The organism is Polynucleobacter sp. UB-Siik-W21, from assembly GCF_018687415.1.
Classification (GTDB): Bacteria; Pseudomonadota; Gammaproteobacteria; order Burkholderiales; family Burkholderiaceae; genus Polynucleobacter.
In genome coordinates this window covers 1427216-1439652 of sequence record NZ_CP061289.1, presented here as the reverse complement: position 1 = coordinate 1439652, position 12437 = coordinate 1427216, and the positions used below count along the sequence as shown (strand labels likewise).

The 12437-nt window shown below is 44.9% G+C and carries 12 protein-coding genes; 8 read left to right on the top strand and 4 right to left on the bottom strand.

What is annotated here, in order from left to right:
- Nucleotides 1-155: 155 nt before the first annotated feature.
- Complete coding sequence (locus C2756_RS07480) at nucleotides 156-1301, bottom strand: alpha-hydroxy acid oxidase (protein ID WP_215318328.1); 1146 nt, start codon at nucleotides 1299-1301, stop codon at nucleotides 156-158.
- Between the two features lie 141 nt (nucleotides 1302-1442).
- Here C2756_RS07480 and C2756_RS07475 point away from each other — a divergent pair, with 141 nt between their 5' ends.
- The gene (locus tag C2756_RS07475; protein WP_215318327.1) at nucleotides 1443-2363 is read left to right on the top strand and encodes a DMT family transporter; all 921 of its coding nucleotides are present in this window, start codon (nucleotides 1443-1445) and stop codon (nucleotides 2361-2363) included.
- Here the strand turns inward: C2756_RS07475 and C2756_RS07470 are convergent.
- Nucleotides 2360-3313: a dihydrodipicolinate synthase family protein gene (locus tag C2756_RS07470; RefSeq protein WP_215318326.1), complete on the bottom strand. Its 954-nt coding sequence runs from the start codon at nucleotides 3311-3313 to the stop codon at nucleotides 2360-2362. The genes C2756_RS07475 and C2756_RS07470 overlap by 4 nt on opposite strands.
- 112 nt (nucleotides 3314-3425) lie before the next feature.
- Here C2756_RS07470 and tcuA point away from each other — a divergent pair, with 112 nt between their 5' ends.
- From tcuA to C2756_RS07455, 3 genes are read left to right on the top strand one after another with little or no spacing between them, the layout of a single operon-like run.
- A complete protein-coding gene (gene tcuA / locus C2756_RS07465) occupies nucleotides 3426-4829 on the top strand; it encodes an FAD-dependent tricarballylate dehydrogenase TcuA (protein ID WP_215318325.1) in 1404 nt (467 codons plus the stop codon).
- Complete coding sequence (gene tcuB, locus C2756_RS07460; RefSeq protein ID WP_215318324.1) at nucleotides 4817-5959, top strand: tricarballylate utilization 4Fe-4S protein TcuB; 1143 nt, start codon at nucleotides 4817-4819, stop codon at nucleotides 5957-5959. The genes tcuA and tcuB overlap by 13 nt, the downstream gene beginning before the upstream one ends.
- Nucleotides 5960-5997: 38 nt before the next feature.
- On the top strand, nucleotides 5998-6972 hold the full coding sequence (locus C2756_RS07455) for a tripartite tricarboxylate transporter substrate binding protein (protein WP_215295144.1): 975 nt from the start codon (nucleotides 5998-6000) through the stop codon (nucleotides 6970-6972).
- Between the two features lie 11 nt (nucleotides 6973-6983).
- Here the strand turns inward: C2756_RS07455 and C2756_RS07450 are convergent, their stop codons facing one another.
- On the bottom strand, nucleotides 6984-7952 hold the full coding sequence (locus tag C2756_RS07450; protein WP_215318323.1) for a tripartite tricarboxylate transporter substrate binding protein: 969 nt from the start codon (nucleotides 7950-7952) through the stop codon (nucleotides 6984-6986).
- Between the two features lie 81 nt (nucleotides 7953-8033).
- Between C2756_RS07450 and C2756_RS07445 the strand changes: the two genes are divergently transcribed.
- The 4 genes from C2756_RS07445 to C2756_RS07430 all read left to right on the top strand — a co-directional run bounded on the left by C2756_RS07445 (nucleotide 8034) and on the right by C2756_RS07430 (nucleotide 11443).
- On the top strand, nucleotides 8034-8963 hold the full coding sequence (locus tag C2756_RS07445; protein ID WP_215318322.1) for a fumarylacetoacetate hydrolase family protein: 930 nt from the start codon (nucleotides 8034-8036) through the stop codon (nucleotides 8961-8963).
- Nucleotides 8964-8969: 6 nt separating this feature from the next.
- Nucleotides 8970-9917 carry a tripartite tricarboxylate transporter substrate binding protein gene (locus tag C2756_RS07440; RefSeq protein WP_215318321.1) on the top strand — a complete coding sequence of 316 codons (948 nt, stop codon included), beginning with the start codon at nucleotides 8970-8972 and terminating at the stop codon, nucleotides 9915-9917.
- A 54-nt stretch (nucleotides 9918-9971) separates the two neighbouring features.
- Nucleotides 9972-11120: an aminotransferase class V-fold PLP-dependent enzyme gene (locus C2756_RS07435; protein ID WP_215318320.1), complete on the top strand. Its 1149-nt coding sequence runs from the start codon at nucleotides 9972-9974 to the stop codon at nucleotides 11118-11120.
- Nucleotides 11121-11194: 74 nt separating this feature from the next.
- Nucleotides 11195-11443, top strand: coding sequence for a protein tyrosine phosphatase (locus C2756_RS07430; protein WP_215318319.1), 249 nt, complete (start codon nucleotides 11195-11197; stop codon nucleotides 11441-11443).
- Nucleotides 11444-11457: 14 nt separating this feature from the next.
- Here the strand turns inward: C2756_RS07430 and C2756_RS07425 are convergent, their stop codons facing one another.
- Nucleotides 11458-12435: a DMT family transporter gene (locus C2756_RS07425; protein WP_215295132.1), complete on the bottom strand. Its 978-nt coding sequence runs from the start codon at nucleotides 12433-12435 to the stop codon at nucleotides 11458-11460.
- Nucleotides 12436-12437: the final 2 nt, after the last annotated feature.

The window sequence follows — 12437 nt, the reverse complement described above, 5'->3', positions numbered from 1 at the left end:
AGGGTTGCCGTTTGAATGACACCGAGGTCTTCTGAGGTTTCGGTGTCTTTCGTGCGAAAGCGACTCAGTACTGCGTTACCAAAAAGAACAGATAAAGCGAAGCACAGAAATGCAATCCCAAAGACTAAAGCGGGGTGGTTAAGGAGATAAGAAATTTAGAAAGTTCCCGGATACAAAATGTCTTTAGTCACATCCTGAATATCACGATGACCTGTAAATGCCATAGTGATATCTAACTCATTGTGGATGAGTTCAAGGCATTTAGTCACGCCAGCCTCACCCATGGCGCCTAGGCCATAGAGAAAGGGGCGCCCAATCATCGTACCGCGCGCACCCAATGCCCATGCTTTTAAAACATCTTGGCCAGAGCGAATGCCACCATCCATCCAGACTTCAATATCTTTGCCTACGGCATTCACAATGCTGGGTAGCGCTTGGATACTCGAAATCGCACCATCGAGTTGGCGACCGCCATGGTTTGAGACGATTAATGCATCAGCGCCTGAGTTTGCTGCGAGGCGCGCATCTTCTTCATCCAAGATGCCTTTGATGATGAGCTTGCCACCCCAGAGTTTTTTGATCCATTCAACATCGCCCCAGTTCAAACCTGGATCGAATTGCTCCGCAGTCCAAGAGGAGAGTGAAGACATATTGCCTACACCAGTAGCGTGACCGACGATGTTGCGGAATGTTCTGCGCGGAGTCATCACCATTCCTAAGCACCAGCGTGGCTTCGTGGCCATATTCATCATATTAGCGATCGTTAGCTTTGGAGGGGCAGACAAGCCGTTCTTTAAATCTTTATGACGTTGACCTAAGATTTGCAAATCGAGTGTTAAGACTAGGGCGGAGCACTTCGCTGCTTTTGCACGCTCAATGAGGCGCTCAATAAAGCCGCGATCTTTCATGACGTAAAGCTGAAACCAAAAGGGTTTGGTAGTACGTTCTGCCACATCTTCGATCGAGCAGATGCTCATCGTTGACAAGCAGAAGGGCACACCAAACTTTTCAGCAGCTCTTGCTGCCAGAATTTCGCCATCTGCATGTTGCATACCAGTTAAACCAGTGGGTGCTAGTGCTACTGGCATAGCCACCTCTTCACCCACCATCGTTGTTTTGGTGGTGCGATTGGTCATATTGACTGCGACACGTTGACGTAATTTGATTTTCTGAAAATCAGATTCATTCGCACGATAGGTAGACTCTGTCCAAGACCCTGAATCTGCATAGTCATAAAACATCTTGGGGGTACGTTTTTGGTGAAGAACCCGTAAGTCTTCGATATTGGTAATGATTGGCACTGTGAACCCTTATTGATTGCTCTTTTGGATTAGCATTTATCTAATTAAGCTCTATCTTAGCAATACCGAGGATTTGTTTCTACAATGCTAGGGTATACCTATTCAGAGCGCCTTTAATGGCTATCCATCCCTCACGATTGCATGCCTAAACTGACCTTTGCTACTGCTACTTATCTGTTGATCGCGACAGCCTTATGGGCTGGAAATGCGATAGCTGGGCGCTTATTGGTGGGCAGTGTTTCGCCGATTACCTTGAGTACGGTACGTTGGGGTCTAGCCGCTTTACTCTTACTACCTTTGGGTTGGCGTGTCTTTAAACCGGGAAGTGATTTATGGCAGAACAAGAAGCGTTTTGTGCTCTTAGGTCTCTTTGGGGTAGGTAGCTATAACGTTCTTTTATATCTAGCGTTACAAACTTCTACCGCAATCAATGTCACCTTAATTGGTGCCAGTATGCCAATTTGGATGTTGTTTATTGGTGCTGTGTTTTACCAAGTGAAGCCAAATCTACTGCAATTGATTGGTGCCATCGTTTCTTTGCTTGGGGTAGCGATTGTATTAACGAGAGGTGAGCCATCCACCTTGCTGGAGATGCAATTGGTTATCGGCGATCTCTTTATTATGTTAGCCACGTTCTTGTGGGCTACTTATAGCTGGATGCTTAGTAAGCCTGGTTCAAGCTCGGAACGTCAATGGCCTTGGGCAGATTTTTTGATGGCCCAAGTATTGGTGGGCCTGTTATGGACCGGACTGTTTGATGGCTTTGAGATTGCCACTGGGCATGCTTATCTTGATCTCAATCTATGGACTGGCTCTTTGATTCTGTTTGTCGCCGTTGGACCCTCACTCATTGCTTACCGTTGCTGGGGTATGGGTGTCAGTGGAGCGGGTCCTACCGTAGCCGCTTTCTTTGCAAACTTTATTCCATTGTTTACTGCCATCTTATCTGCAGCCATGTTAGGTGAGCCCCCACAGTTATTTCATGGCTTGGCGTTTGCCTTGATTGTGGCTGGGATTTGGGTTTCCTCTAAAACCACCAGCCCAAAAGGAAATGCTGCTTAGCCTTTTAATAAGCCGGAAGCAATTAAACCGCGCTTAACATGCGCGCGGTGACTCTCAGTGACATCTACTGCTGGCGGTCTCACGAGAGAGTTAGGAATTTGCCCAAGCTGTACTAAAGCTTCTTTAACGCAAGCCACTTCACTGGTGGGAGAGCTTGGCTCTTGGTTTTCAAAGACTCCATCCATGATTGGAATACAAAAATCACGGTGAATTTTTTGTGCTTTAACGGCGTCGCCATTCATTGCGGCATCAATTAACTCAACCCACTTTGGCGTGTCTATAACGCTGATACCAATTAACGCTCCATGAACGCCATGCAGCAGCATTCCTAGCAGTGGAGGTGAATCAAGTGCGGCTAAGACAGTGAGTTTGTCGTGCAATGCTTCCCAAATTTGTACATAACGAGTCACTGTTCCGCAGGCGGCTTTCACTGCAACCACATTTCGAATGGTAGAAATTTTGACCAAAGATTCTAGTGAGTAAGCGCAGCCAGATGGATCGGGGTATTGAAAAACAATCATTGGCAAATCAACCTGCTCATCCAACATTTTGAAGAATTGATAAGCTGATGCAGGGTTTTGAGCCAGTCTACGATATGGGCGCGCATCAAATGGATTGAGTACTAATAGTGCATCTGCCCCAGCTTCTTTTGCTAGAAGACCATCTTTAACGGCTGCAGGTCCTCTTCCTTCAATTCCGCTAATCAATATTTGTCCGGGGAGCAAAATTTCTCGAGCTAAATGCAGTACTTTCCTTTTCTCATCATCTGAAAGTTGTAGGATTTCTGCGAGCCCAGCATTTACTGCAAGCCCCTTGACCCCAGGTGTATGAGCGGTCTCTTTAAGGTGGCGGGCTAAGGCTTCATAGTCTACGCTCAGGTCGGCTTTGAAGGGTGTAATCGTTGCAGGGTAAAGGCCGCGAAGCACAAGGGATTTTTGATTTTCAGGCATTGCAGACCTTTAGGTTTTAAATAGGAGAGTGCTTTTAGGGCTCGATGATGTTGTAGCAAATTCTATAGTAAAGTTACTTTTTGTACACCAACAGTAAATAAAAAGGTTTATTTTGACCGACGTACTAGTAATTGGCGGAGGTAATGCTGCCTTATGTGCAGCGTTAATGGCAAGAGAGTCTGGGGCGTCTGTGACATTGCTTGAGTCTGCCCCCAAGGAATGGCGGGGTGGCAACTCTTCACACACTCGAAACATCCGTTGTATGCATGAAGAGCCTCAAGATGTTTTATTGGAATCCTATCCTGAAGATGAATATTGGCAGGATTTGCTCAAAGTAACTGGTGGCTTAACCAATGAGCCTCTAGCGAGGATTGCCATTCGTGAATCTGCAACTTGTCGTACTTGGATGCAAAGATATGGAGTGCATTTTCAGGCTCCTCTTTCTGGTACTTTGCACTTATCTAGAACTAACGCATTTTTTATGGGTGGTGGCAAGGCATTGGTAAACGCCTACTACCGAAGCGCTGAAAAGGCTGGTATTGATATTCAATATGACTCTGAGGTTACTTCAATTGAGCTTTCAGATAAACAATTTGTTGCAGCCCATCTTAAGGACGGTCGAAGAATTGCAGCAAAAAGTTGCGTACTTGCTGCAGGAGGTTTTGAATCTAATATTGAATGGCAGCGAGAGGCATGGGGCATTGACGAGCATGGCGCAAGTCCGGCGGATAATTTTTTAATCCGCGGAACCACCTTCAATAAAGGGGTTCTTCTAAAACACATGATTGCCGCTGGCGCGGATCAGGTTGGAGATCCCACTCAGGCACATATGGCAGCAATTGATGCGCGGTCGCCACTTTATGATGGCGGTATTTGCACCCGCATTGATTGTGTTTCTCTTGGTATCGTTGTAAACAAGCATGCCAAGCGTTTTTATGACGAGGGTGAAGATTTTTGGCCTAAGCGTTATGCAATTTGGGGCAGGTTAGTAGCCCAACAGCCTGATCAAATTGCTTATTCGATTATTGACTCGAAATCGATTGGTCGCTTTATGCCCCCAGTATTTTCCGGCAATGAATCTCATAGTCTGGATGAGTTAGCTTCTAAGCTTGGTTTGGACGCTGAGGTGTTAAAAAATACGGTACAAGAATTTAACGCGGCTTGTAAACCCGGCGAGTTTGACCATACGACTTTAGATAATTGCCATACCGAAGGTATAGCCCCTGAAAAAACACATTGGGCTACCACGATTGAAGTGCCCCCATTTTATGGTTACCCTTTGCGACCCGGTGTTACGTTTACCTATCTTGGTCTCAAAACCGATGAGACATCCGCGATATTTTTGAATGGCACTCGCAGCAACAATTTATTTGTGGCTGGAGAAATGATGGCAGGAAATATTTTAGGCAAAGGTTACACGGCTGGTATTGGGATGGCCATAGGGACTGCTTTTGGTCGAATAGCTGGTAGAAATGCCGCCTTTGCAGCAGGGAATGAATCAAGATGCAACAGTTAAATGACTTAATTCAGGAGGCCAGGCGAACTGGCATGAGCGATCAGGAGGGTGAAGTTGATCGCATCATGACAATCTGTAATGCTTGTAGGTATTGCGAGGGTTTCTGTGCAGTGTTTCCCGCTATGACAAGGCGTTTGCAATTTAATAAGGCAGATATTAATTATTTGGCAAATCTTTGTCATAACTGTGGTGCTTGCCTGCATTCATGCCAATATGCTCCTCCGAATGAATTTGCCGTAAATGTCCCGCAGGCTATGGCAGCTGTTCGCCAAGAAACCTATGTTGAATATGCTTGGCCCAAATCATTCGGTAGGCTTTATAAAAATAATGGTGTCATTGTTGCGCTTGCCTGTTCCTTGGCTTTGGCTTTCTTTTTGTGGCTATCAACAGCGCTCAGAGAAAATTCAAACGTAACCTTAAATGGAAACTTTTATGCCGTCTTTCCTCACAATGTATTGGTTTTAATCTTTGGTGCCGTATTTTCCTTTTCTATACTTGCGCTAGGGATTGGTTTTTATAACTTCTGGCGCAATATTTCTAAGACTGGTGCTTCAATTGCTGCTATTGGTGAATCAGCTCATGACGCCTTGACAATGAAATACCTGGATGGCGGACACGGGGAGGGTTGTAATAATGAGGATGATGGTTTCACGCTTTGGCGAAAGCGTTTTCACCACTTTACCTTTTATGGCTTCATGCTCTGTTTTGCATCTACTAGTGTTGCAACGCTATACCACTATGTTCTGAAACTAGACGCTCCTTATGCGTTTAATAGTCTGCCAGTGATTCTTGGTACGGTTGGCGGACTGGGTCTTTTGATTGGCCCAATTGGACTACTCTTTTTAAATCTACGTCGCAATCCCCTTCATGGTGATGCACGCCAAAAGCCGATGGACAGAGCTTTTATTTTGCTACTGTTTTTGATTGGCTTATCTGGCCTATTCTTACTGGTACTTCGAGAAAGTGCCTTGATGTCTTATTTGCTGATCATTCATTTGGGATTTGTGATGGGCTTATTTTTAACCATGCCCTATGGAAAATTTGCACACGGCATTTATCGTATGGCAGCCTTGTTAAAAAATGCAGTTGAGAAACGTCAGACAAGTACATTGAAGTTAGGCTCTGACTAGTATGTATTTCTAACTCCACAAAGAAGGCGAGAACTGTGATGAAGAAAAAATTCCTGCATTCTGTTTTTCTACTGACCTTAATGGTTCTTGGGATTAGCTCAACATGGGCTCAACCCTACCCCAATAGACCAATTAAGCTAGTGGTTCCGTACGCGCCTGGCGGTGGCACTGATATTACGGCGAGGCTGATTGCCAAGATACTTTCCTCAAGCCTGAATCAACCTGTTCTTGTTGAGAATAAAGCGGGTGCTGGTGGCACGATCGGTCAGGACTTTGTCTCCAAAGCTTCGCCAGATGGCTACACCTTATTGTTTAGTGCAGCTGGGCCCTTAACGGTTAGCCCATTTACTTACCCTAATTTGCCGTATGACCCAGTAAAAGGTTTTGAGCCAGTGATACTGATATCTGCTCAACCCTTAGTGTTGGTAGTTAATGCAGATTCAAAAATATATTCTGTTGCTGATTTATTGAGGGCCGGATCGGATGCCAAGGGCAGAATGAATTATGGATCCTTTGGGAATGGCAGCGCAGCGCATCTTGCCGGCGAGTCCTTTAAGATGGCGACGAAAATAGATATGACCCATATCCCATTTAAGGGAACCAATCCTGCATTAACTGCCTTGCTTGGCGGGGAGATTGATGTCTTGTTTGATACGGTGAGCACATCTGCACCATTTATTAAGTCTGGCAAGCTAAGAGCACTAGCGGTAAGCTCTAAAAATAGATCTGCGCTATTGCCAGAAGTTCCAACCCTCGTGCAGGCTGGGGTAAGTGGAGTAGATGCTGGTACTTGGTATGGAATCCTCGCCCCTGCTGGTACTGGGCAAAAAATTATTCAGCAATTAAATCAAGCGGTGAATGTCGGATTAGCCAATAAAGAAGTTGTCGAAATATTCTCCGCTGAGGGTACGGTGATCATAGGGGGCACCCCCGAGCAATTTAAAAACTTTATGGCTAGTGAGTTAAAAAAGAATGAGTTAGTAGTGAAGGCTGCAGGAATTACAGCCAATTAATCATGCTTTCATTAGTCTGCTTGAATTTTATTTGCCTTAATGACCTGAGCCCATTTTTCAACTTCGAGCTTAATCTTTTGTTCTGATTGCTCTGGAGTTCTGAGGCTGACAATAAAGCCAATGCCGGATAGTTTATTGCGCATCTCTTGATTACCGAGGACCTTGGTAATTTCCTGATGAAGTTTTTGAATGATCGATTTTGGGGTTCCTGCAGGCGCCATCAAAAACTGAATAGTTTCCCCTTCAAATTCGGGTAGTCCAGATTCTGCAACTGTAGGGATATCTGGTAGGGAAGGATATCTTGCGGAACTGGTTACTGCTAAGCCAAGCACCTTGCCTCCTGAAATTTGCTGGACAGTTGGCGGTAACACTGCAAAACCAATGGGCACATCATTGCTTAAGACTGCTTGAAGCGCTGGCCCACCACCGTTATAAGCAATGTGTTTAATGTCCAAATTGGCCTTTAGCTTTAGCAACTCGGCTGTCAGTTGCGGACTTGTGCCAGCCCCAGGCGATGAATAGTCATACTTACCTGGGTTTTGTTTGATTAAGGCCAAAAATTCCTTGAAATTTTTGGCGGGGAATGTGGGATTAACAACGATGATATTAGGTGAGCTTGCTGGCAATGAAATTGCCGCAAAGTCACGACTTGCATCATATCCAGAATTTGCAATAAGAGAAGGATTAATCACAAATGCACTACTGCTAAGAAGAAGTGTATAGCCATCAGGATTAGACTTGGCAACATATTGAATGCCAATGTTGGCACTTGCTCCAGGCTTATTTTCGATAAAGAATGTGTAACCAGTATTTTCAGTAATTTTTTGGAAGAGCAGCCTACCGAAAATATCAGACGGGCCGCCTGGAGCATAAGGAATCACAACCTTGATTGGTTTATTTGGGTATTCTTGTGCCATACCTATTGAACAGTACAACGCTAGAAAGGCAATGACGCCACAAAAACACTGCTGAATCTTCATGCTTGTCTCCGATGATTTTTATAGTATGGTATCAACTTTAACCATTAATACTCCATCTAAATAATTTCATTTAAAGACAACATGAGACTCATTACCTTTACTCGCGCTGGTTCAAATTATCCTGAAATCGGTGCTCGCTTGCCAAATCCCTCTGGAGATCAAATTCTGCCATTTGTCGATGTTGCTAAAAAGTTAGGAATTGCGGATTTCCCAGGCGATATGAAAGCCTTCTTGCAGGCTGGTAGCGAGGTGATGGAGCAGGCTAAGTCTTGGGTAGTTGCTGCAAGTGATTGCTCATCCCTTTTCATTAATCCAAAAACAATTACTTACCTACCCCCGATTACCGATGCAGAAAAGTTTCTCTGTGTTGGTAAAAACTATCGCACACACTTAGAAGAGCTCAAGCGCACTAACTTGATTAAAGAAATTCCTCAAGAGCCCACTTCATTTATTAAGCTTAATTCCTGTTTATCTGGTCATGAAGCCAGAGTAGTGCGCCCAAAGGGAATTACTCGCTTGGATTACGAGCCTGAGTTAGTCTTTGTTATTGGTAAAAGAGCCCTGGGGGCAAAAAAAGCTGAGGCTATGGATTACGTAGCGGGTGTCACCATCTTGAATGATTTGACTTGCCGCGATTTGCAATTACGTGAAGTAGCATCTGGTTCGCGTTTTTGGACAGGTAAGAATATTCCAGGCTTTGGTCCTCTTGGGCCAGAAATTGTCACGATCGATGAGATTCCCGATGTTTATAACTTGTGGATGACCTGTTCGGTTAATGGACAAGAGCGGATGCGCGTCAATACAGTGGATCAGATTTGGAAGATCTCAGATATTTTGGAGCACTTCTCGCGCTTTATTCCCATTGAAGCAGGGGACATGTTTTCTACGGGCGCACCTGGCGGTGTTGCTGTTGGCAAAGAAAATGCAGAAGATCTCTATTTAAAGCCCGGTGACGTAGTAGAGTGCGCCATCGATGGTATTTCTACGTTACGCACAACGATTATTGAATAGAGCATTATGAAGCGAGCATTGCCTCTGATGTTGGTACTTTTGTGTTGTACTACTCTTGTGTCATCATTTGTTAGCGCAGCCGATGTTTATCCCTCGAAGTCAATTAAAGTCATCGTGCCGTTTCCACCTGGCGGCGGCGCAGATACATTAATTCGTTTGATTGCTCCCACAGTCGGAGAATTATGGAAGCAATCTATCGTGATTGAAAATCGTCCAGGTGCAAGCGGCTTCATTGGTGCTGACTTGGTTGCCCAGTCTCCAGCAGATGGCTACACCTTATTGATGGGCTCAACTGCTGCCGTCACAGAAAAAAATATTGCACAGTTTTCTCCAGTAGCGCTTGTATCGGCTTCGCCCTATGTTGTTACTACTAACTCTGGATTGAATGTGACTTCAATCAAGGCTTTAATTGCCTATGCAAAATCCAATCCTGGAAAAGTTCGTTATGGCTCTTCAGGACCAGGTTCGGCATCGCACCTAGCAGGTGAGTTATTTGCTTCAATGGCTGGCGTGACATTACTACATGTTCCATACAAAGGAACTGGACAGGCTTTAACGGATTTATTAGCAGGGCATATTGATTTAATGTTTGGGCCTGCACAAACTGTGATGCCACAAATTGAATCTGGAAAGTTACTAGCTTTAGCGCAAACGGGTGCAAAGCGATCGGAAGCCTTGCCGAATATTCCCACTGTTGCCGAATCTGGTCTACCAGGCTATAGCGCAGTAGGTTGGTTTGGATTGTTCGCGCCTGCCAATACACCAAAATCGGTGCTGCAAAAGATCAACCAAACCGTGATGTTTGTTTTAGCTCAGGAGAGAATTCGGAAGGCTATGTTGGAGCGGGGAAGTGACCCTGCCAGTGGTAGTGCCGAGGAATTTGCTGCGTTTTTACGTCTAGACCAGTCAAAATGGGCCAAATTGATCAAAGAAAACAAGATTGCAGTGCAATAAATGCTTAAATCGGTATCATTTAGGGCTAACCACAGAAATCCCTAGGAAATTACTATGCCAGGCTTACTTCCCAATGTTGATCCAGATGGATTGTTAGAGTTTTCGGTTGTTTACACCGATCGCTCTTTAAATCACATGTCTGAAGAATTTAAACGTGTGATGGTCGATATTTCTAGTGTCCTCAAGGATGCTTATAACGCCAGCTCTGCAGTGATCGTTCCTGGTAGCGGTACTTTCGGCATGGAAGCAGTTGCTCGTCAATTTGCCAATAAACAGAAGTGTTTAGTGTTGCGCAATGGCTGGTTTAGCTATCGTTGGACCCAAATTTTTGACTTAGACCACATTGCTGACAATGTATCTGTTATCAAAGGTCGTCAATTAGAAGATTCTGCACAGGGTGTATTTGCCCCTGCACCGATTGAGGAAGTAGTAGCTTTTATTAAGAAAGAAAAGCCAGCCGTAGTTTTTGCTCCTCACGTTGAAACTTCTGCCGGCATCATCTTGCCAGATGATTACCTCAAAGCAGTTGGTGAAGCAGTGCGCTCTGTAAATGGTTTATTTGTATTAGATTGCATTGCCTCTGGTGCAATGTGGGTTGATATGAAAGCTTGTAATGTGGACGTCTTGATTACAGCGCCACAAAAAGGTTGGAGCAGCTCACCATGCTGCGCCTTAATCGCTTTAGGCGAAAGAGCCCGTGAGCGTATTGATACTACTCAAAGCAGTAGTTTTTCAATGGACTTGAAAAAGTGGTTACAAATCATGGAAGCCTATGAAAAGGGCGGCCATGTGTATCACACCACTATGCCTACCGATGCACTCAAGATCTTGCGCGGTGTCATGAAAGAAACACAATCTCTTGGCTTTGCTGCTTTAAAAATAAAACAAGTAGAGCTTGGTACCAAAGTTCGTGAATTACTCGTATCCAAAGGCTATCACTCAGTTTCTGCGAAGGGCTTCCAAGCCCCTTGCGTAGTTGTGAGCTACACCAAGGATCCGGATATTCAGTCTGGCAAAAAATTTATTGCGCTAGGTATGCAAACTGCTGCAGGTGTGCCACTGCAGTGTGATGAAAGATCAGATTTCCGTACATTCCGTCTAGGTTTATTTGGTTTAGAAAAGCTGGCTCATGTTGACCGTACTGTTGGTCACTTAGCTGCCGCCCTAGAAAAAATTACTGAGGCAGAAGCCCAGCCTGCATAAGGCGATTTAGTAAAACAAAAAGGCCGTCTGATGATGGCCTTTTTAAATGATTTATAACCTTCTTGGAGAATCGCATGATTTCTCGTATCGCTCGCTTTAGTTTGGCCACCCTTGTTTCAGCAGCGATTGGGTTATCTTCCATCTCCGCGATGGCTGCCGATTCTTCCACGGCTGCTGCTCCTACTTCAGCGCCTACTGCTGCTCCAGATGTGGCGCCAACCGATAAAGCAGGCGCAAAGAAGGCTAAAAAAGAAAAGAAAGCCGAGAAAAAAACCAAGAAGAAGTCTAAGAAAAGAGCTAAAGCTACAGAACCAGCAGCTTAGTAGTTTCTAGTCTCTTAGTTGAGGGGTTCCACTTCATTAAAGTCATCGGATGTTTTAGAGTCAGATGACTTTTTTCTTGGTGCATCGTTACGTACTAACAACCACATAGCAGCAATCACCAGCACCATTCCGCCAATCTGCATCAAAGTAATTGGCTCAGACAAAATAAAGTAACCCAAGAAAATAGTGGAGACAGGACCGAGGATGCCGGCCTGTGCAACGAGTGGTGAGCCTATGCGATTGATCGCAATCATCACGAGGAACATGGGAATTACTGTGCACAATCCTGCATTGAGAAGGCTGAGCCAGTAAATCTGTGCAGCCTGTTCAAACACAGCGCTAGGGTTATACAGTGAGGATTGAATCACGCTAAATACTGCAGACGCCGTGCTTGCGTAGACTACTAGGCGCACACTACCAATGCGCTTGACCATTTCGCCAGAGCCGATCATATAGATGGCATAACTACACGCGCTGCCAAAGACTAATATCATTCCGAGCCATGCGTGGATGCCCGTCGAGCTCGCATCTTGAATAAACACGACAAATACCCCAAGGTATCCCACCACAAGGGCGTACCACTGCATTCTTGAAATGTGCTTATTTAAAGCAAAGTAGGAAATGAGTAAAACAATCGTTGGTGTCAGGTAGAGAACAATGCGCTCCAATCCAACGGAGATATATTGCAGTCCCAAGAAATCAATATAGCTAGATAAAAAATATCCTAAGAAACCGAGGAAAAATAATTTGCCACGGTCTTGCCAAGTAATCGGGCTCATTGGTTTTCTGCGAGACTCCCACCAGTAGACGCTCCAAAACATTGGAAGTGCCATCAGCATACGTAATGCTAATAAAGTTTCTGCATTGGCCCCATAACCAAAAGCCAACTTTACCAATACAGCTTTACCGGAAAAGAGCATGGAGCCCACTCCGGCCATCAAAATGCCGTAGAGGTAACGTCGGTGATGATGTTCTGCGCTAGTGGATTGCATAC